14 protein-coding genes are annotated in these 22,496 nt (G+C 38.3%); 8 read left to right on the top strand and 6 right to left on the bottom strand.

What is annotated here, in order from left to right; translation table 11 throughout:
• Window positions 1–208 precede the first annotated feature (208 nt).
• Together ACVWYG_RS01245 and ACVWYG_RS01240 are read right to left on the bottom strand one after the other, a co-directional pair.
• On the bottom strand, window positions 209–5,800 hold the full coding sequence (locus ACVWYG_RS01245; protein ID WP_457268309.1) for an alpha-2-macroglobulin family protein: 5,592 nt from the start codon (window positions 5,798–5,800) through the stop codon (window positions 209–211).
• Between the two features lie 197 nt (window positions 5,801–5,997).
• On the bottom strand, window positions 5,998–8,064 hold the full coding sequence (locus ACVWYG_RS01240) for a beta-L-arabinofuranosidase domain-containing protein (RefSeq protein ID WP_457268308.1): 2,067 nt from the start codon (window positions 8,062–8,064) through the stop codon (window positions 5,998–6,000).
• Window positions 8,065–8,242: 178 nt separating this feature from the next.
• Here ACVWYG_RS01240 and ACVWYG_RS01235 point away from each other — a divergent pair, with 178 nt between their 5' ends.
• Together ACVWYG_RS01235 and ACVWYG_RS01230 are read left to right on the top strand one after the other, a co-directional pair.
• Entirely contained in the window at window positions 8,243–8,671 is a 429-nt protein-coding gene (locus tag ACVWYG_RS01235; RefSeq protein WP_457268307.1) for a GNAT family N-acetyltransferase, read from the top strand.
• Between the two features lie 43 nt (window positions 8,672–8,714).
• On the top strand, window positions 8,715–9,785 hold the full coding sequence (locus tag ACVWYG_RS01230; protein WP_457268306.1) for an alanine racemase: 1,071 nt from the start codon (window positions 8,715–8,717) through the stop codon (window positions 9,783–9,785).
• 252 nt (window positions 9,786–10,037) lie between these two features.
• Here the strand turns inward: ACVWYG_RS01230 and ACVWYG_RS01225 are convergent, their stop codons facing one another.
• From ACVWYG_RS01225 to ACVWYG_RS01210, 4 genes are all read right to left on the bottom strand, one after another.
• A complete protein-coding gene (locus tag ACVWYG_RS01225; RefSeq protein ID WP_457268305.1) occupies window positions 10,038–10,250 on the bottom strand; it encodes a hypothetical protein in 213 nt (70 codons plus the stop codon).
• A gap of 118 nt (window positions 10,251–10,368) precedes the next feature.
• Entirely contained in the window at window positions 10,369–10,746 is a 378-nt protein-coding gene (locus ACVWYG_RS01220) for an SRPBCC domain-containing protein (protein ID WP_457268304.1), read from the bottom strand.
• 77 nt (window positions 10,747–10,823) lie between these two features.
• Window positions 10,824–13,997, bottom strand: a complete 3,174-nt coding sequence (locus ACVWYG_RS01215; protein ID WP_457268303.1) for a peptidase MA family metallohydrolase — start codon at window positions 13,995–13,997, stop codon at window positions 10,824–10,826.
• A 111-nt stretch (window positions 13,998–14,108) separates the two neighbouring features.
• Window positions 14,109–16,568 (bottom strand): transglycosylase domain-containing protein, encoded by a 2,460-nt coding sequence (locus tag ACVWYG_RS01210; RefSeq protein ID WP_457268302.1) that lies wholly within the window; start codon window positions 16,566–16,568, stop codon window positions 14,109–14,111.
• A gap of 131 nt (window positions 16,569–16,699) precedes the next feature.
• On the opposite strand from ACVWYG_RS01210, the gene ACVWYG_RS01205 reads away from it, so the two are divergent.
• The 6 genes from ACVWYG_RS01205 to ACVWYG_RS01180 all read left to right on the top strand — a co-directional run bounded on the left by ACVWYG_RS01205 (window position 16,700) and on the right by ACVWYG_RS01180 (window position 22,489).
• Complete coding sequence (locus ACVWYG_RS01205) at window positions 16,700–17,584, top strand: polyphosphate kinase 2 family protein (RefSeq protein WP_457268301.1); 885 nt, start codon at window positions 16,700–16,702, stop codon at window positions 17,582–17,584.
• A gap of 18 nt (window positions 17,585–17,602) precedes the next feature.
• On the top strand, window positions 17,603–18,790 hold the full coding sequence (gene pncB, locus ACVWYG_RS01200; protein WP_457268300.1) for a nicotinate phosphoribosyltransferase: 1,188 nt from the start codon (window positions 17,603–17,605) through the stop codon (window positions 18,788–18,790).
• A gap of 32 nt (window positions 18,791–18,822) precedes the next feature.
• On the top strand, window positions 18,823–19,782 hold the full coding sequence (locus tag ACVWYG_RS01195) for a glycoside hydrolase family 43 protein (RefSeq protein ID WP_457268299.1): 960 nt from the start codon (window positions 18,823–18,825) through the stop codon (window positions 19,780–19,782).
• A gap of 157 nt (window positions 19,783–19,939) precedes the next feature.
• Window positions 19,940–21,208, top strand: a complete 1,269-nt coding sequence (gene fucP / locus ACVWYG_RS01190; RefSeq protein WP_457268298.1) for an L-fucose:H+ symporter permease — start codon at window positions 19,940–19,942, stop codon at window positions 21,206–21,208.
• Window positions 21,209–21,314: 106 nt separating this feature from the next.
• Window positions 21,315–21,650, top strand: a complete 336-nt coding sequence (locus ACVWYG_RS01185) for an L-rhamnose mutarotase (protein WP_457268297.1) — start codon at window positions 21,315–21,317, stop codon at window positions 21,648–21,650.
• Between the two features lie 11 nt (window positions 21,651–21,661).
• Window positions 21,662–22,489, top strand: coding sequence for an amidohydrolase family protein (locus tag ACVWYG_RS01180; RefSeq protein WP_457268296.1), 828 nt, complete (start codon window positions 21,662–21,664; stop codon window positions 22,487–22,489).
• Window positions 22,490–22,496: the final 7 nt, after the last annotated feature.

The following is a 22,496-nucleotide window of genomic DNA, read 5'->3' as shown; positions in this document are numbered from 1 at the left end:
CGAAATCGATATAGTTAAAATCTGGATTGTATAAGGATTCTCTTTCTCCCAATTATTCTATGGTGTTTTCTAATCCCATCGAATTTGATGGGATTAGAAAACATAGTTTTTGAAACTCTCAACAAACCATTTATTCCTAACTATGGCAAATTCGCAACAATTAAACGCTGATTTAAAAGTACCGAATTCGCCCCAACTTTAAAATCATTTACTTAACCACCTCAACCCATTGTCCATCCTTCGTTGCAGAAATGTTGTTATTATACATCGCTTCACATTGAACAGCTGATAAGTAATAGCGACCAATGTAAGAGGCGTTTAATAACACCTTGTACACCAAGCTTTCATTCTCTCTAATGTTGAAATAGGTAAACACCCGATCATCTCTAATGTCTTGATAATTAAAAGGCGAAGAAGCCAAAATACTCTGATTGTCGTTCAACCTCGTATTAATGATTTCCCAACCAGAAGGGAATATTTGCGTTAAAGCCATCTGCTCATAATAACCCATTTTCCCTGGGTTTTTAATGGTCACCTCGGCATAAAAATCAGACCCTTGTTTTATAGTTGTTGGATTTATCACTACACCATTAAGACGTTTGTACACCACATTCATGTCCAACACATCTGGTCGGTTTGGTAAGAAATTATTCTGACCAGCCACAGGTTGACCTTCTAGCACCAATCGTACAAACAATACATTGTCGCCAGTATTGGTGACTGTCGTGGCGTTGCCGCTGAAGTTTACTGCGGTGCTATTTAGATAATCATCGGCATTAACCGAAGCTGATTTTTTATCCAGCGTATAGCTATATTGCAGCCTATTTGCTGCTTTATTGCTTCCGCAAAATTTAGCAACCGCCAGTAAACTATAAGCCGTTGTTTGAGTGCTGTACCAAGTATCTTCGCCCAATTTGTTGGCAACAGACTGTAATATGCTCGCTGCCTTTGCTTTTTGGCCAAGTAAGGTAAGCGTTTCTAAAATCATCGCTTCATCTCTAACATCGCTGCCGTAAGTTCCACCTAATTGAGTATAAGGTTTTACTTCGATCGCCAATCCTCTAACCATATTTTGTGCAATATCATTTTGCCCTGCCAACTTGTATGCAGCAGCCAATCGCCATTTTGCAGCAACCGATAAATACTCAAAAGCTTTCAACCTGTTCATCGCAGCCATTTCTGGTTTTTTAGCTAAAGCGAGAATGTACAAACGATACGCCTGAGATAAATCGCCACCATAAAAATTATTACTATTCGGTGCCCAGTTATTGCCTTTGTCTTTCTCATAACGCAACAAGCCATCCATTAAACCCACGGGAATTGTGTAGCCCGCATCTTGCGCCTCTATTAAAAAGTGGCCCCCGTAATTAGTTCCCCATTCATCGGCATTTGGATCGCCGGGCCAGTAGGACAGTCCGCCACTAACGGTTTGGAAATCTTTAAGTTTGTTGATGCCAGCTTTGATATTTTTCTCTGTTTTGGCTTTCTGAGTTTCGGTGAGCTTGGTCAATCGATCCAAAAATAATTGTGGGAAAACGCCCGAAGTGGTTTGTTCAATACATCCATGTGGATATTGAATTAAAAAGTTCAAACGCTTGGTAAGGTTTATAGCCGGAATAGAAGATACTTCTAACGAACCAGTGTTTGTGCCTTCCATGCCAATTGGCTTGTAATTTACAGACCATTTTTGGCCGGGTTGCAATGTTGCCGAAACCACATTTGTAACATAAGGATTTGGATTCCGAATGTCCATCTCTACATCGTAAACGGTTTTTTCTGCTCCGCTTTGCGCGATGACTTTAATCTTTGCAATGCCAACTTTCTCTGGCGCTTTCACATCAAAATACGCCATTTGATCGCCAACTTTAGCGTAATGCAAGACAGTTTTGCTTGTTCCCTCAACAATTAAATTCCTGGTTTGTAGCGTTACGGAAACATTTTTTAAGTTGTTTTCGGTGGTAAAAACAGTAATTGGAAGTTTAAAAGCTTCGCCAGGACCAATTACCCTCGGCACAGTGGCCAACACCATTAATGGTTTTTTTACTTGTACAGATTTCTCTGCAGAACCGTATGCTCCATCGTTTCCAGCAACAACCATGGCGCGAACCGCACCAATGTATTGTGGCAATTTAAATTTATGGGTAGCTGTTTGCCCTTTTGCAAGATTAAATGGCCCCATAAATTTTACCACGGCGTTAAAGCGGTTTGCCTTTGCTGGGCTTAAGTTTTTATTGATGCTTCCATCACCACCGATACTTAAAATGCGTTCTAAGTTTCCACCGTACGCACCGAGCACATAGTCAAATAAATCCCAAGTTTTTACGCCCAAACCTTCTCTCGCATAAAACGAAGCATGTGCATCCGGCGTTTTAAACCGTGTTAAATCCAACAAACCTTCATCAACCAATGCAATGGTATAAGTCATTGCCTTGCCGTTTTGCTCGCCGATGGTGATGGTGTTTTCGATTTCGGGTTTAATTTTATCCAACATTTTTATGGTTGGCTTCAATATGGTTTGCGGGTCTTCTATCAACAGCGGAATAGCCCCATACATTCTAATTGGCAAGTCATTTATCGTTTGCGCATGCGGCTGCAACATGGTTACGTTAGCAAACACATTCGGGCTCATTTCTTTTTCTGCCTTAAAAGTAAATTGCGTTTCGCCAGCTTTGGTGTCAATCCAAAAAGTTTTAACTACCCGGCTTCCGTTTTCTAAAGAAATAAGCGCACGACCGTTTTTACTCGATGGCATCGTTAACGTAATGTCTTCGCCGACTTTAAATTTGTCTTTATTTGCAGTAAATGAAAGCATCGCTGCTTCTGTTGGGTTGCTTCCTTGCTCGCGTTGTTGCCAACCAGGCCAATCGATGTACACCGAAGTTCCGGTTACGTGGCCACCATCTAAACTGCGTACTAAAATTAAATAGCGCCCCCATTCTGGTTCGTCAACTCTTAAATTGTAACTGCCCTTGCCGTTGCTAAGTGTTACCTTTTTGGTCTCTATAAGTTTATTGTATTTGTTCTGCGTAAAGTTAGCGTAAGTATATTGGTTGTCTTGTTCCCACCACCACCGCCATTGGGTTTTGTATAACTCTACTTGTACCGTTTTATTACCAGTCAATAGTTTGCCGTCAGTATTTACATTTATAATTTCTACCTTATGGTCTTTTCCTGTTACCAACATTTCTGTTAATTTATTACCTTCTGGTGCTTTTACGCCAAGGTAATTGTTGTACATGTGGTACGGAACGCTTAAATAGTCGATGCTAAAATTGCCGCCTGGTTCAAACACCTTCGTGGTAAAGTTCGCTTTTAAAACGCCAGGTGCACTTGCATTTTGGTCTAAATTGGTGTTGATGATTGCCTCACCAGTGGCATTTAATGTCCCCTCAAATATGGTTTTAACCTGCGACTCGAAATTCACTGTCGGATTGTCGAAACTGTAGCCATCAAAACCTTTAAACTTGGTTTCGGTGGTGTTTAGGTTTACATCAACCTTTGCCTTTAAATTTTGCGCTACTGCACCAAAAAGATACTTGGCAGAAAGTTTAGCGGTAGATGTACCGGATGTTAAATAAGACTTGTTGCCAATATCAAAACTAATTTTTAATCTGTTGGGCATTACAGTTTCTATTTTGATGGTTTTGGAAAAAGTGGCGCCGCCTGCTTTTATTTTTGCCAACCAATCGCCGGTAGGCGAGGTATTTTCAGTAGCAGTCTTAAAGGTGTAAAAACCATTTAATGGTTTTGCATTAATTAGCCTTTTGTAAAGCTGTCCTTTTGGATTGTATAGTTCCATACTTACGGGATAATTGTCCGGTAATTTTTTTAATTTGTCTTCCAATACAAATGAAACAAATACACTATCCCCTGGTCTCCAAACACCTCTTTCGCCGTATATAAATCCTTTCATCCCGTTCTGCACCATGTCGCCACCGACATTAAATCGGCTCAACGGCAGGGAGTTTCCATCATCGAGCTTTAAATATCCACGCTCAGCGCCAATCTTAGCGATTAATAAAAATGGAGTCTTCTTCAAATCGAATTTTGCAAAACCATCACCATCCGTTTTGCCAGAATAGATAATCTGCTTTTGATAATCCATCAAGTCGAAATTTATGCCACTCAACGGTTTTGCTGTTAGTAAATCCGTCGCAACGATGAGCATGCTGTTGTCATTACCTCGTTTTGCAACTAGGCCGATGTTAGATGCTATCAGGTTTCTGCTAGCCCATTTGTCTGAGGTATAATAGGATGGTGTACAAGGGTCTTCTCTTTCATCCCAACGATAATTCTTTGGGTAATAGTCATTATAACGTTGCCAAAATTCGTCGTCTTCATCTATTTTATCGCCAGAGTTATCGCTGCCGTAAGCGTCATCATATGCCTCGCCCTCTTCTTTAGCGGAGTTCTCTATTTTACAACTAAATGCATTATATTCGGGCCTAAAGGCGATGCTTACGCGATACATTGCACCCGATTCTGTTCTGATGAGCTTATCTAAATCTAAACTAAATCTATTTTTTTTATGGAGGTCGATGGATTTATCAACATCCAATCGAACTGTTTTTTGCAGTAAGGGTTTGGCTACCCTCCTTAACTCATTCCCATCGTTATAATTGTTGGTTTGGAAGAATTGAGGAATGTTATTCTCATAAATTTTAATGACAGTAACATCTACCGCCTTCAAGTTTATGGCATCAAATGGCAATACCAATTTCCCCGAATTAGGCAAAATAGTTCCTGCCCCAGAAATGGTTACTGCAGGCATTTTATCTTCAAAAACCAAGTTGACTGTTTTGCTTTCAGTCAATTTTTTCTGATTGATGTTTTCAATTCCAGCAATGACCTTGATTGCATAAGCTCCATTAAACTCCTCTGCGGCATACACTTTCACCTGACTTCCATCAATGGTGTATCTTAAATCGCTGAGGTTGCCTATAGAGATCATTCCACTTAAATCTTGCCCTACGCCAACAGGCTCAGAAAATTGAACCAGTGCGTAATCTTCCTCACCTTGCACCGCCCTGATGTTTAGCACTTCGAATTTATTAAGGGCTGGAATACGTATTTCTTCTTCGCCTGTATGCGATGCATTTATCGGATCACCCGACCATTTTAGGTTTAACGTTTGATCTGTATTTTGCTTTTTTATACTGTCTATGGTAAATTTAGAAGTGTTTTTTGATGGATTGTGCTGCCATTTAATGTGTAGCTTCTGACTAAAATCTATAGTAATTGTTTTTTCGATGGCTTGTGTTTCTTCTGCATCAGAGGTAGCTATTTCGCCAGTCAACTTCATGTAATCTAATGAAGTGTTGTTTTGAGAAACTAATCCATTTTGTGTAAATGCAAGGCCGGGTTTTATAATTCTAAATTCAAAATCGAAATCTTCCAATCCCTTTTCTGTGGTTAAAATCTCCGAAAGGTTAAAGGATCCTTCATATGTTTTTCCAGATTTTAGCGGTTCATCAGGCCTAAATTCTATCGTTTGTGGATCAATCCAAAAAGTTTTTCCGCCAATTGACGGAGAAAAGTCAAACAGGTCTCGCGTCTCAGCTTTGTTTAAATCCTTCATCCCGGTAACGGCGTTTGCTAGATGAATTCTAATAAAGCTAGTTTTTGAAATTGTGCCCGAGGTGTAAGACTCTATATATTTGGCATACGCCTGATTGTCTTGTTGAGTTTTCTTTCGGTTGAAAAAAAAGATTGTCGCTATTGCCAGAATCGAAAGCGTAAGTACGCCAATAAAAAACACTTTTTTAGGGGTAGATGAAGCATATTTAGACGGCTGATCCATTTTTTTTAAGTTTGGTTTCGACCGTAAAATAACAAAAATATATGTACTTAGGTCACTTTTGTTTTGAGTTATTTAAAGAATTGATGCGTTAATAAACATTAATAGTACTTGCTTAAGGAACACATCTATACGATGTGAAATACACACAAAAAAAGCCCCCAAATTGGCGGCTTTTTTTAATTTTTTAACAAACGGATTTAATCTACAACAGGAAATGCAGAAATGCGCAATCGGGCGCCACCCATTGGGACAAGTATTAAGGATGTGCTTTTGCCATCTGTTTTTACCGGGCTTTGTGGCAAGTTACCAGCCAGCCCAGTGGCATCAATCGTCCAGCTTGGAATTTTTTTTCCTTTTGCTTCTAAAAAAATTGGTGCAGTTGCATTTGTAAAAGGATTGTTGTTTTTCGGCCATGGTCTTCGCACCACCTTAAACGAATTTTCAGGTTTCTCCTGGTCTAACAGCAAACCAAAATTCCATTGAGATTTCGGTAAAATTTCAAAAGAAGGCCATTTGCTTGGGTCTGCGTTGGGCTGCCATCCAGAATCTCCAATGGCTGTCTCTTTACTGTCTTTTTTAACATAGTTTTCATCTATTTTTAATGAATAGGTTAGTGGACCGTAATTAACGCTCACACTATTTTTGTTTTTTGCCCATTGTCTAACAGCAATATCCATCGGGAATTTAATGGTAATTTGGTCTTTGTCTTTCCAAAGTTTCGTCACTTTCACGTATTCACCCGGGGTTGCCATTACTTTTACTACCTGGTTGTTTACTTTTATTACGGGGCTTTTGCACCATTCCGGAATTCGTAAATACAGCGGAAAACTCACGCTTTTTTGCGTTGCTATGTTGATAGCAACCAAATCTTCGAAAGGATATTTTGTGTTTTCAGTTAGCGTTACATTTACACCACTTCCAACTTTTATCTTTACAGAACTTTCCGCATAAAGTTGCGCTGCTATTCCATTATCGGGCGTAGCCATCCAAGTGTTTTCTGCATAATAAACCCAACCTGCAGCATGGTTGTGTTGACAACAACGGCTGCTGAAGGGATTCATCATTAAAAACGGACCGGAATTGTCTATACCTGGATGGTGATTTTTGGAATCACTAATGACCATGTTTGGCGCAGTTAAATACCGGAGTGCTTTATAATCTGGCGTAAAGGCTGCCGAGAAAGTATTAAAAGCTACGTCTTCGCAATTGGCGGCCCAATACGTATCTCCCGTCATCTGTAACATCATTTCATCTGATGTCATTTGTTCGACCAATCCGCAAGTTTCTACAGCTTGCCGCGGGTCGTCATAGCCTTTTCTAGCATTTTCATCTGCGCCAAACATACCGCCTGGTACTTGTCCGTAAATGTTTCTAATTAAATGTTGATCGTTATAACTGGCCATTAAATCTCCTTGCTTATGACTTTGTAGATAAAATGTGGCAGGTTCTCTAAAGCACTCCGCAACATTTACATTATGCCAGTTTGGAAGGTTATCTTTTTGACGCCAATTGGCTGTATTTTTATCTATTTTAGTAGCTAAATCTAACAAAAATTTGTCACCGGTACGGTTATAAAGCCAATACACACTTACCAAATTATCCCCCCCACGGCTATTTTCCCAATAATCTTCTAGGAACTTATCATCAGGAATAGTTAACTGCCACTTAAAGTATTTGGTCATTAAATCTATTACTCTTTTATCATTACTATACTCATAATAAGACTGCAAACACCAAAGCATCGGCATATTAGTCCAAAGGTCTCTTTTGCCTTCGCCTTTATACACTAATGGACCGAAATCGCCGTTTAGGCGCTGGTTTTTGATGGCTGCATCAATCCAAAACTTTGTTTCTTTTAACATTTTAGGATCTTTTAACATATAGGCTATATTTCCATACCCTTTTAACCAGTAGGGGAGTTCTTCCCATCCGTATTTACCTTTTCCATCTTTATGCAGCCAAGCATTGTCCTCCTTTGAAAGCCAAATGCTTATCTCTCCTAAATTTCCGGTCAGTCCGTTTTTCTGAAGTTCTAAAACTTTATGTAGCCAGCCACCGGGCCTAATGCTACCAACGGGAAGTTTAATAAAATGACTTTGTAAAAGCGGTGATTTATTACTTACATAGAAACTATTTGTTGCAGTAGTGGCAGTGTTTTTTACACTTTCCACAATAATTTTTTGTTGTGTATTTCCGCGGATTGAAAAGCTCAAGCTCAAAAATAACGTCATTAAATATACCCTGAAAGAAAATAATTTTCTCATATGCTGATTAGATTGAAGACCCTAAAGTACAAAAACGATGTGCACCGTGCAATCTTTTGCAAAATCGATTTATTAAAATGGTGTTTTGGCGCTTGAAGTTTTATCTTTGCACCATTCTTAGATAAAGAGCAGTGGGATTAATCACAATTAATTTGCTTTTTACAAAAAAAACATCAACATGATTTTTAAAAACATAAGCGCTGAAACGGGGGAAGATTCAATTTTTACTAATGATAAGATTGCAATCTTTTTGGAACATCATTTAGGGAGGTTTGGCGATAAAAAAGAAGACATTCTCGCTTGCCTCGATTACGTGTTTGCGAAGGCGGGGTTCATCGTTCTTGCAACAGAAGAAGCAGAAATTCTTGGAGCCGTTGTAGTAAATGAAACAGGAATGAAAAAATACATTCCCGAAAATATTCTGGTTTATATCGCAGTCCATGAAAATACTAGAGGAAAGGGACTTGGAAAAAGCTTAATGGAAAAAGCAATTGCCACTGCGAAGGGAGATATTGCTTTGCATGTAGAAACGGATAATCCTGCAAAGAAATTATATGAAAGGCTGGGCTTTAGCAACAAATATTTAGAGATGCGTCTGAAACGATAGATGGAAAAATTGCATTTATCTTATTGTTTAATAAAACATTTTAATGGCGTATTTAAAGTTATATCGCAGTAAGCTTGCGCACAATTATCAAAAGCTTGAGAATTGGTTTTTAGATGCCGAAGTAAAGTGGGGCGTTGTTTCCAAGTTGCTTTGCGGCAATAAGTTGTTTTTAGAGGAATTGGTCAAGTTGGGGGTTACAGAGTTTCACGACACGAGAATAACCAATTTAAAAGTGATAAAAGAAGTTGCTCCAAATGCACAAACCGTATATATTAAGCCTCCTGCCAGCAGAAATTTAGCCCAAGTAGTTACTTATGCAGATGTAAGCTTTAATACCGAATTGAGCACTATAAAACTTTTGAGCGAAGAAGCAATCAGACAGAATAAGACTCATAAAATTATTATAATGGTTGAAATGGGCGACCTACGTGAGGGAGTTATTGGTGATAAACTGATGGCTTTTTATGCACAAGTGGTAGACATGACAAACATTAATATTGTCGGTCTTGGAACAAATTTAAATTGTTTAAATGGCATTTTGCCTTCGCACGATAAACTTGTACAACTGAGTTTGTACAAGCAATTAATAGAAACAAAATTTAACATTCATATTCCTTGGATCTCTGGCGGAACCAGCGTAACCGTTCCCTTACTGCTAGAAAAACAATTGCCGAAAACTGTAAACCATTTTAGAATAGGGGAGATGTTATTTTTTGGATTAAATCTTTTTACAAACAAAACTGTAGAGGGAATGAATAACGACGTGTTTAAGCTTTTCGCAGAAATTATAGAGTTGTATCGAAAACCAAAAACGCCTAATGGCGTTCAAAGCATCAATGTGTCTGGAGAAATACCTGTTATTGATCCTAAAGACATCGGTAAGAAGCATTATAGAGCGATATTGGATGTTGGATTGCTTGATTGTAATCCCCGTTATATGGTGCCAGACAACCAAGAAGTTCAAATTATTGAAGCAAGTTCTGACATGCTGGTGCTAGATTTGGGGAACAATAGTGAAGGATTAAAAGTTGGAGATTTACTGTCTTTTACCCTAACCTACATGGGGGTTTTAGGTTTAATGAATTCTAGATACATTGAAAAGCAGGTTGTTTAATAAAATGACAGGATATGCCAAAGCCATTTTAAAACGTGTACGTCATTTGCTATCAATAATTGCGACTTAAAATACATTTAAATGCGTCTCCCTAACCCAAACTTTCATACACAACATTTTAGATGCATATGTAATTTGAGTAGTTATAGTTTTAAAACCCATGCACTGATTTGCCATAAAACTACTGTTGCATTTAATATGATCTGCCCCATCCGTTTTAAATTTTTGCTGAGGCTGAATTAATAAAGAGCGTTACCTCTTTTTAGAAGTAGCCAATACAATTACTCCGGCTATTAAAACAATCCCTCCAACGTAAGGCGGCCAATTAACATCTTTTTGCCTATCGGCAGATATTTGAATGGGTCCTGCATCAACAATTTTTTCCTTTTTGGTGTATGTAAAACCTGTCCACACAAGCATTAGGATGCCTACAACAATTAAAATTAGTCCAATAGTCCTGTTCATACAATTAGTGTTTAGTTTAGAGCAGATAACAACACTTTTAAAATTATATTTTATTTACACTGGTTGGAATTTAAAAACAAGCTTGTGCAAATTCTTTTATCATTCAATAAAGAAAGTGTTATTCTTCAAAAAAATCTAATAATCCCCCAAAATAATTTTCCTCTAAACCAGAAGTAAAATCCAAGAAATCTGCTTCTGGAATATTTGTTTGGCGAAATTCTAATGAAGTTCCTTTATTATCTAGATGCAATTTTATGGTAACAATAGATTTCTCTTCGCGTTCGCCAAAATACCATTCTTGTTCTATTTTTTTTCCATCGTCAAATGCTAGGTTTTTTCCGCTTATGTCGCCATCCCAAAGAGAAAACTCAGTATCAATTTCCTCTTCAAATTCTACCTCAGCACCTGTCCAGAGTTGTATACTTGTTGGCTTGGTAAGTGCTAAATAAACTTCTTCTGGCAATGCCGGCAAGTAAACATATTTTTTGTAATCCATTTCGAAAAATTAGTAGATTTATTCAATTGTCAAAATATCAAACCTTTTCAGTTAAGAAAGTTTAAACTTTAAATCACCTACCATCCAGGGGCAAATGTCAATCCAAATACACCAGCTTTTACATCTTTTCTCTGGAAAGGAAAAGCGTAGTATGGTTCTAGCACAAAGTACCCAAATACATTAACCCTTAACGAAATACCCGCGCTCATTACAGGCGTACGTTCAGTGGTATTTTGGTAGGTTAGCGGAATTCCATTGGCATCTAATACCGGAGCTCCTTGGGCATCAACTACTGGTTCTGTGGTGTAGGTTGGATTAGCTTTAAATGCAACCTTCGTATCGTTAGTCCATGCCAAGCCTGCGTCAAAAAATAAGTTTAAATCAGAAAACAATAATTTAGATTGAATTTGAGCAAGCTTTTTAGGTCCCGTAAACGGAAGTCTTAATTCAAAGTTAAACACAGCGATTTTGCTACCACTTAACTGATTTATGTTAAATGCACTTGCCGCATCGCCAGATTGGGTTTTGTATATGGAATTTGCTTCATAACCTCTAATCAAGTAAGAATAGCCAATGTAATTTGGATAAAGCCTATCTGCATCTTTGCCAATTCTAAAATTATTGTAAGATCGTGCGGCAATCGTTACAGGTTTAATACGCCAATATTTTCTTAAATCTGCTGTTACTGCATAAAAGTCATAAGTACCAAGGTATTTTTCGCCGCTAACCCTGTACCGAAAACCCTCGAGTGGTGCGGTGAGGCCAAATAATGAATTGTCGCCTACAAACCCTACGTTCAATTGATAAAGTGTAAAAGGATCAAACGGGACACCATAATCTGTTTGTGCCTGAGCATTGCTCAATTTAGTGCGTTGAGAACCTAGGTAATATCCTTCTTGACTGTAATAATTGCTATACCTATCTATTCTATAGCTATAATGGGAAAATGCACCTCCAAGTTCGAAACGATGTATTTTATTGAAAGGGTAGGCGCCGAAAACCTGAATTTGGTCTTCGAAAGTTCTAATGATATCTGTACGATAATTAATGGCATTGGTGGTGCCGCCGCCTGTAGCAGGTAGTTGTTCAACACCATAAGAATTAAACCCCGAAGTATAAGGAATGTGCGAAATAGCCGCCCCCCAATTTATTCTACTTTCTTGGTTTATGTAGCCCACTAAACCGCCGAAATCATAAATCTCTCCATTTACAGAAAGGTTGGCAATGATTTTATTGGTTCCTAAAATGTCGCTAAACATACCCACAATTCCTCCTTGAACCCCAGTTCCGAATCGACTAGAAGAAACTCCAACACCGCTATTTGCCAAATAATCTAATTTGAATTTTGGGCGATAGGGTACAAGTCTAACCGAATCTTGATTTACTTTCTCAAATCGATCGAAATTTTTAAGATTAGAGTTAATGATGTTTACGCCAAAATTTTCCATTGGAGGGAGGATGGCTGCATCAAAATTTACGTCTTGATTGCCAATACGTTTTGCAGTAAAGTCGCTCAATTTGGTGTCATAAAGGGTATACCGTTGATAACGGTAATAACTGTATGCAATTTCATCATTTCTAGAGACCGAAATGGCAGGGGAATATTCTGTAATTCCAGAAATTCCTGTAAAATAATCTGTAAGTTGGTCTACGGTGTTGTCGGTAAAATTATACTTATATAAGTTTCTAAAGCCGTCTCTATTCGATAGAAAATAAATGTGCTGGCTGTCGCCAGAAAATTGAGCGTTTAAATTGTTAGCGCCTGCAAACACATCAATGTTCGAAATCGTCTTTCCAGCAATGTCATAAACTGATAAATTGATAGGATTTACCGCTGCAGAATTCTTTGATTGCACTGCGACTCTCTCAGATGAGAAGACAATTTTCTTTCCATCAGGGGAAAAAGTTGGTGCATAATCCGCATAAACATCATTGGTGATGTTGGTTACCTGTTTGCTATCTAAATTATAGGAAAATATGTCACTTTGGCCTTCTAACAATCCCGAAAAAGCAATGTCTTTTCCATTTGGAGACCAAGACAAGTTACTAAACTCAGCAACGTCGCCTAGCTTTGTACGCAACGCTGTACTTCCATTTGCCACATTAATAATTAAAAGTTCATTTTTCCCCTGACTAAAAATACTGAACGCAAATTGTTTTCCATCCGGCGACCAAGCACCTGCCGATTCTATGAAGTTATAGTTGTCTATATCGCTATTCCTTACTTGGCTACTTAGTTTCCTTATAACCCTTCCAGTCTTTGCGTCTGCAAGGTATAAGTCTATGCCAAAAAGATCTTTATCACTCATAAAAGAGATGTATTTTCCGTCTGGACTAAGCGACGGAGCCACGTTTAGGTTTCCCGCATTTTTATTATCAAGAATTTTCGTTCCGGTAATTTTAATCTGGCTACTATCGGCTTTCAACATAGGCCGATAATGATCATCGATAGATTTTTTCCATAAACCAGATAGGGTCTGATCGTCATAACCAAAAGTATACTTTATCGCGTTTTCGTAGCCATATTTTGCCGTATTTTTAAACAAAGGAACAATGGTCGTGTCTCCATATTGAGACCCAATATAAGTCCAGAATGCTTGGCCATACCTGTACGGGAAATACTTATTTGAATTTGTGAGGTCTTTTAGCGAAGGAATGTCTCTATTCAGCATCGCATCCCGCATCCACATAGAAGTAAAGGCATCTTTTTTACCTATCGATAAATATTCTGCCATTCCCTCCACCATCCATAAGGGCGTTCGGCCAACATTTTCTAAGCTGATAGAATCTTTTTCTAGCAACAAATGGTATTGAAAAGCATGTACAAGCTCGTGTCCGAGCACGTGGCGTGTCTGACTGCTTAAATCCATAATAGGCATGATCACCCTGTTTTTTAACGCTTCAGTTACGCCACCTGTTCCAATTCCAATGTCGCCATCTAATACCGTTGTTTGCTGAAAATCTGCATGGTTGTTATATAATATAATTGGATTTTTAGTTAAAAAAGTATCTCTAAAAACCTCTTGATGCATTTTATACCAAGTTTCTGCATCCTCTGAGAATTTTTTTATAAAATCCGGATTTTTTAAATAATAATAAATTTCAAAATGCGGCGTTTGCAACACTTTAAATTCCATTTTTTTATACCTCACTTTATTCTGACCAAAATATTGGGCCTGCGCAGATAAAGAAACAGCTAATAGGAGTAAAACCGGGGCGAGGCGCCTCAATTTGAAATGGCCAATTTTCATGTGTTATGCGTTTGAATGATTAACATTTAAATGTACGGATTATTGGATAAAAAAGATTGAGTGGTGGCCTTTGTAATTGGTAAAATACTACGCATCACACGTTTCCTAGCACTATTCGTTTATTTGTTTCCTACGGTCTCGATCCTCTTGCCTTTGCTTCCTTTTTAAATCCCGCTCCTCTTTTTTAGTCAGCGGTAGTGTTGCAGAAAGAGGTGGAGAATTTTGAGGAAGTGTCGTTTTTTTCTCTTCTTTTCTTAGCACAGGCTGTGGTGATTCTGCAGGTGTTTGTTGCTGGTTATCTTGTGTCGCAGAAGGCTCAAAATTAGTAGAATCTACAACGGCTGTGTCTGTTTGAGCGGTATCTCTTACAATCCTCGGACTTGGACAATTATAAGATCTTGTGATAGGAACTGTGGGTTTAGGAAATGGACCATAAGTATACCCTGACGTTGGATCTAGATAAACCTTTTCCATAAATTTAGCGAAGATAGGAAGTGCTGTGTGAGAACCTTCCCCCTGATCGCCATTTTTAAAATGCGCTGTACGTTCGTCGCAACCTACCCAAACGCCAGTTACCAAATCCTTAGTTAAGCCCATATACCAAGCGTCTACATAATCAGAGGAGGTGCCGGTTTTTCCTCCAATTTGATTGTTTTTTTTGAATAGATTTGGCCACTCCCATAACGCTTGCGAAGTGCCGCCAGGCTCTTCCATTCCGCCCCTAAACATGTACATCATTAACCAAGCAATTTCATCACTTAATACCTTTTTAGTTTTTGGGATGAAATCCTCAATCACTTTATCATCTTGGTCGGTGATTTTCTCTACCAAAATAGGCTCAGTTCTCACACCTTTACTTAAAAAGGTGCTGTATGCCTTTACCATTTCATACACACTTACATCATTTGAACCTAGGCTTACCGATGGAACAGATTCCAAATGGCTGTCTATTCCGCAATTGTGTGCCCATTTTACCACATTGTCCCAACCAACTTTTTCAGTAAGTTGTGCGGTAATGGTATTTACAGATCTCGCCATTGCCAATCGCAAACTCATGTCTTGATAGGTATTTCCCCAGTCGGCATTTTTAGGCTCCCAATATTTAGTTTCTCCTTTGTCTTGATAAGCAATCCGAACAGGTTTATCGGTCATTTTATCGCAAGGACTCATGCCTTGCTGAAGGGCAGTTAAATATGCAAATGGCTTAAAGGTAGAGCCTGCTTGGCGTTTGGCCTGATTTACATGATCATATTTAAAAAACTTATGGTCAATGCCACCCACCCAAACTTTAATTTTTCCTGTTGATGGTTCCATTGTCATCATACCGGTATTTAAAATCTTGCCATAATAACGAATCGAATCCATCGTAGAAAATAGCGTATCCCGGTCGCCTTTGTAGGTGAAGATCTGCATCGGCTTCTTTCTATTAAAGTAATGGTCAACAGAGTCTGGTTGGTTAGGGAATTTTTTTTGTAATATGCTGTAAATCGGCATCGATTTTTTTGCCCGATCTGGAAAATCTACTTTTTTCTTCTCAGAATCATACCAAGGATCTTCATTTCCCCAAACGTTGTAAAATCGACGTTGTAATACCCTCATTTGATCTTTGACAGCTTCTTCGGCGTAAGTTTGCAACTTAGAATCAATGGTGGTATAAATTTTTAGGCCATCTTCGTATAAATCGTAACCATTGTCTTTACACCATTTCTCTAAATATTTCGCAACGGCAGCACGTAAATAAGAATCGCCGTCACTGCTATCATCTAACTTTCCAGCATTTAGAGTAATGGGTTCCTTTTTAAGCATCGCCAAACTGTCTATACTTAAATAATGATACTTATTCATCTGCGTAAAAACTACGTTACGACGATTGAACGCATTTTTTGGGTTTTTAGTCGGGTTGTAAAGGGTGGTGCCTTTTAGCATTCCAACCAATAAAGCAGATTCTTCTATCTTTAAGTTTTTTGGTTCTCTGTCGAAATAAATTCTACTCGCTGTTTTTATTCCGTACGTATTGTTGCCGAAAGAGACAGTATTCAAGTACATGGTGATGATGTCATTTTTAGAATAATTGGCTTCCAGCTTTACCGCTGTCATCCACTCTTTAAATTTAAAAATAACGGTTCTTATCCCAGGAATTTTTGCAAGTAATCCCTGCGATTTATTATATCTGGTACGGTACAGATTTTTTGCCAGCTGTTGGGTAATGGTACTTGCGCCTCCATCTTGGCCCAATCCAATAACCGCCCTGCCAACAGCTTGGAAATCTATGCCCCAATGCTTATAAAAACGAACATCTTCTGTGGCCACCAAAGCATGAATTACACTGCTTGGAATTTCGTTGTAGTTTACAGGAGTTCGATTCTCCTTGTAATATCTGCCAATTAGTTTTCCATCCGAGGTGTATAGTTCAGATCCAACACGTTGTGTAGGTTGCTTTATGTCGCTCCGGCTCGGTGAGTATCCAAATAAGCCCAAAAAATTTAATTGTAGTGCCGAAAAGAAGATAATGATGAAATAGAGCAGGATTGTGAAATAACGTAAGTATCTGTTTTTTATTTCTTTAAACATATTAAAAGAGATGGGGTAAAGACTAAGTGCTGTGGGCTTAAATATATGAAAAACTATAAATACTGAGCTCGCTTTTAATTTCGGCTATTTTTAATCTATATTTAAATTTCATTTTATTCTATATCCTAACTATGAAAAACGAATTTAAAGAACTTATTGTACATGGTGGTAATAAATTTGTTTTAAAAAATGCCAAAACAAATAATACAGGCAATTACCATAAAAAGCAAGGAAAGGACGATCTGGCAAAATCTAAAATAGAAATGAGCGATTTGCAGGAACGATTGTATGCCTCTAACAGTTATTCTATCCTTATTCTGTTCCAGGCGATGGATGCAGCAGGCAAAGATAGCGCTATAGAACACGTAATGAGTGGTTTAAATCCGCAAGGTTGCCAGGTATTTAGCTTTAAAACGCCCAGTGCCCTAGAATATGAGCACGATTTTTTATGGCGGCATTACAGGGCGTTGCCAGAGCGTGGCAGAATTGGCATTCACAATAGGTCTCACTATGAAAATGTACTGGTTTGTAAGGTGCATCCAGAGTATATATTAAGCGAGCACATCCCTGGATATGCTGAAGTGCCAAAAATAGATGAAAAATTTTGGACACAACGCTATGAAAGCATCAAAAATTTCGAAAAACATTTAGCTGCCAATGGAACAATCATTTTAAAGTTCTTTTTAAATGTGAGTAAGGAGGAGCAAAAACAACGATTTATGGAGCGGATAGACGATCCAACAAAAAACTGGAAATTCTCTTCGGGCGATTTGAAAGAGCGTGCACTTTGGAACAAATATATGGACGCCTATCAGGAAGCAATCAACAAAACAGCTACCAAAGACGCTCCATGGCACATTATTCCTGCAGATAAAAAGTGGTACGCGAGATTGGCAATAAGCGAAATCATTACCGATAAGTTGAGAAGTCTAGATTTAAAATTTCCAACATTGGGCGAGGCTGAAAAAGCAAAGTTAGACGAAAGTAAATCAACCCTGTTAGGCGAAAAGCCATAAAATAGGCATTAGTATTATATGACACACCTTAAGCCGCAGGTAGGATTTACCTCTATTTTAGACAACGACTTTTATAAGTTTACCATGCAACAAGGAGTCATTAAGTTATTTCCTTTTGCACGCGCGAGGTATGAATTTATAAACCGAGGGGAACATTCTTTCCCAAAAGGATTTGATAAAGCTTTGCGTATTGCAGTCGACAGTATGGCAATGCTGAAATTATCAAGAGAGGAAAAAGCTTTCTTTGAGAAGGCGTGTCCCTATTTGGATCCGGTTTATTTAGATTTTTTAGAAGGTTATCAGTACAATCCAGCAGAAGTTTTTATTTCGCAGAAAGGTGAAGAGTTGGAAGTGCATATTGAGGGCTTTTGGTACCGCACTATCTTATGGGAGGTTCCAATTCTCGCCCTTGTCAGCGAGCTTTTTTACATGCTTAAACCAGCCAATAGAATTTCTGATGAGGAAATTGAAGGAAAAACAAAAATTAAAATAGAGAACTATCGCAAATTAGGCATCACAATTGCCGAATTCGGTACACGGCGGCGCCACTCTTACCATGTGCATCATTTGGTAATGCATGCCTTAAATAAATTTGGAAAGGGTGCTTTTATAGGTACAAGCAATGTTCATTTTGCAATGAAATTTAATACCAAACCAATTGGCACGCACGCCCATGAGTGGTTTATGTTTCACGGTGCCCGATATGGATTTAAAATGGCGAATGTGATGGGTTTAACGCATTGGGCAGACGTGTATAGAGGAGATTTAGGCATTGCTTTATCCGATACTTATACCACCGATGTTTTTTTCAGGCAATTTGATAAAATGTTTGCAAAATTATTTGATGGTGTCCGGCACGACAGTGGCGATCCGCTGAAATTTGCCCATAAGCTTATCGCACATTATAAAAAGCTTGGTATTGATCCCATGAGCAAAACAATTATATTTTCTGATGGATTGAATTATGAGAAAGTTGCCTACATCGTTCATGCGTGTAAAGGAAAAATAGGAATTTCTTTCGGCATCGGTACTAGTCTAACCAATGATGTAGGTCCAGAACCGATGAACATCGTTCTTAAAATGACCCAAACCATGCCTAAAAATGAGGAATGGATTGAGGTTGTAAAACTGTCTGATGAACCAGGTAAAAATACCGGTAATAAAAGAACTATCGAACTTGCAAAAGAAATTTTGGGTATCGATTAAAGATTAATTATATTAAAAATTAGATAATCAATATGAAAACATTTTTAAAGTTATTGTTTTTTTGCGGTTTTATGTTTATGCTTTTGGAGGTGCAAACCGTTTATGCACAGCACAGTAAGCAAATTAATCTAGCAGATCCAACGATTTTTTATAGTGATAAAACTTATTATTTATATGGTACAAATGAGGGCGCTACAGATCAAGGTTTTAGCGCCTATAGTTCAAGAGACAACTTGCATTGGAAAAACGAAGGTACAGTACTTAAAAAAGGTGATGCCTTTGGATCTAAAGGTTTTTGGGCGCCGCAGGTTTTTGAGTATCGCAATAAATTTTACATGGCGTACGTGGCCAATGAGCAAATTGCGATCGCAGAAAGCAATAGTCCGCTTGGTCCTTTCAGTCAACATGAAAAAAAACCAATTGCAGCACCTGTTAAGATAATAGATCCATTTATATTTTTTGATAAAGGTAAGATTTACTTATACCATGTAAGATTAGACAAGGGGAATAGGATGTATGTTGCCGAAATGAATGATGATTTACAGTCTATAAAAGAAGATACCGCTGTCGAGTGTCTGCATGCAACCGATCCATGGGAAAATACGGCTAGGACAGACTGGGGCGTTACCGAAGGACCAACTGTACTGAAACGAGACAACTTATATTATCTTTTTTATTCGGCCAATGATTTTAGAAATCCAGATTATGCCGTCGGGTATGCAACAAGCGCTAGTCCGATAGGACCTTGGAAAAAATTTTATCGCAACCCAGTATGGAGTAAAAATCAAACTAAGATAAACGGCACCGGTCACGGCGATTTCTTTATGGATGGAAAGGGAAAACTAAACTATGTTTTTCATACCCATCAGTCTAACGAAGTTGTGGGGCCTAGAAGGACCGCAATTGTTGAGGCAAAGTTCCAAAAGTCGACAAGTGAGGCTGGCAAGTTTGAAATGGAGCAGAATAGTTTTCGATTTTTAAATGCCGATTAAGTAATTTTTAATTTTAAATTGCATCGCTGTTTGAACGCTTAATGTGATAGTTAACGCTGTAAAAATCTTAGGCCGACGCATATTCTAAGTGATGCAACAGCCCAGTTGATTTAGAAAAAGTTATCGATAGTTGCAGTAGAAAAAACCAAATATACACATGAAACAAAAAAGCAATCTATTTGCGATTGGCTTGGTAACTACCTTGTTCTTTCTTTGGGGTTTCGCCCATAACCTAGATCCAATTTTAATTCCTCACCTCAAAAGATCTTTTACGCTAACTACACTCCAAGCTACTTTGGTAGATTCTGCGGTTTTTATCGCTTACTTTTTTATGGGCATACCTGCCGGTATTCTTATGAAAAAATATGGGTATAAAGCAGGTATTATTATAGGATTATTGGTTTTTGCAGTTGGATCTTTTCTTTTCGTACCGGCGGCAAACAACCAATCTTATGCTTTTTTCTTGGTGGCATTATTTATTATCGCTTGCGGATTGGCAACTTTAGAAACAGCTGCAAATCCTTACATAACGGTTTTAGGTCCACCAGAATCTGCTCCCTTTCGCATTAACTTTGCGCAATCTTTTAATGGTCTTGCTACTACAATAGCCCCTTTTATCGGCGCAAAATTAATTTTAACACAAGGCGCAACAGATGATCAACTAAAACTGATGAGTGAGGGCGTAAAACAAGCAACCCTGGCAGCAGAAGCATCAACTGTTAAAATGCCCTATGTTGTTTTAGGCTGCATTTTGGTTGTGGTTGCCATTCTTTTTTCCTTCACAAAACTTCCATCTATCGCTACCGACGATGAGAAACCTACCAGCAAAAATATTTTTCATGCCTTAAGGCATAAAAATTTGGCTCGAGGAGTTTCCGCCCAATTTTACTACGTTGGTGCTCAGGTTTGCGTATTTAGCTTATTCATTTTGTATGCGCAAGCATCAGCTGGCATCACAGAGAAAGAAGCGAGCATTTACTTAGGCGTTTGTGGCTTCGCTTTTCTCGCCGGGCGCTTTTTAGGTACTATTTTTATGAAATTTTTTAGGGCAGAGAAATTGTTGGCGATTTATGCAGTCATTTGTTTTTTCCTCTGCATCTTGGCAGCGCTACTTAGCGGCATAGTTACGGTTTACATTGTGGTTGGCATTTGTTTTTTTATGTCCATTATGTTTCCAACAATCTTCGCATTAAGCATTAAAGATCTGGGCAACGATACGTCGTTCGGAAGCAGCTTACTTATTATGGCAGTTGCAGGTGGAGCAATAATACCACCGATTTTTGGTTACGTAAGTGATAAGACAGGCAACATACAACTGGGATATTTTGTGCCAATGATCTGTTTCGCAATTATAGCCGTATTTGCTTTAAGCGGCGTACAAACAAGCAAATCTCAAGTGGAATTAGAACCCGGGGGTGCTTTATAACAATTTTGGCGTTTTAACACGCTAGGCGCGCTATCTTTTGGGCCCAAAAGCCACAAAAGATGCTGCTGCCATCGTTAACGCAATTTAAATCATCAAAAAAATAACCATGAAACGATACGGACTAGCATTAGATCTTGTGGACAATCCTGCATCAATTGCTGCATATGAAAATTGGCATAAGGCAGAAAACTGTTGGCCAGAGATCAGGAAGAGTATTTTGAATGCTGGCATTATCGACATGCAAATTTATCGCACAGGTAATCGTCTGTTTATGATTATGGAAACGGAAGACGATTTTAACTCTGCCATAAAAGAAGAAATGGATGCCAACAATCCCATTGTGCAAAAATGGGAAACTATGCTTGAAAAGTTTCAACAGGTGTTGCCATGGGCAAAAGTTGGAGAAAAATGGCTAACGATGGATAAGATTTTCCAACTTTAAAATTAGACAAAATGAAGCTAGATTCCCATCAACATTTTTGGAAGTTTGATCCCATAAAAGATGCTTGGATTGATGAAACTATGGAACTCATTCGACGAGATTTTTTGCCAGAAAATTTAAATCCCATTTTATCAGCGCATCACTTTGATGGTTGTATTGCTGTTCAGGCTGATCAAAGTGAAGAACAAAATACATTTCTACTGGATTTAGCCAAAGAAAATTCATGCATTAAAGGCATTGTCGGCTGGGTAGATTTAGCGGATGAAGAAGTAGAAGACCGATTGGAATATTACCAGAGTTTTCCTCTAATTAAAGGTTTCCGGCATGTATTACAAGGTGAAACGCAACGCGATTTTATGCTCACTCCTAAATTCAAACGCGGAATTGGCAGGTTGGAGAAGCATAATTTTACTTACGACATTCTTATTTTTACAGATCAAATTAAGCACGCTGAAAAATTAGTCAGCCAATTTCCAAATCAAAAATTTGTAATCGATCACATGGCAAAGCCGCACATCAAATCTAACGCATTAGCAGATTGGAAAAATGACATGACGGCCATCGCCCGACATGAAAATGTTTGCTGTAAAATATCTGGATTAATTACCGAAGCAGATTGGACAAATTGGCAAAAGGCAGATTTTATCCCCTACATGGATGCAGTTTTTGAGGTTTTTGGCACAAAAAGACTTCTCTATGGATCTGATTGGCCGGTTTGTGAGTTGGCCGGAGGATATGAAAAAGCATTGTCTATCGTAGAAGATTACACAATAAAACTAAGCGACACAGAGCAAGAAGATATTTTCGGAAATAACGCAGTCAAATTTTATAGCGTTTAAAAAGAGG

The sequence above is a fragment of the Pedobacter sp. UYEF25 genome (genome assembly GCF_054061655.1).
Note: the sequence above shows the minus strand (reverse complement) of the source record. Positions and strands in the feature narration are given on the sequence as shown.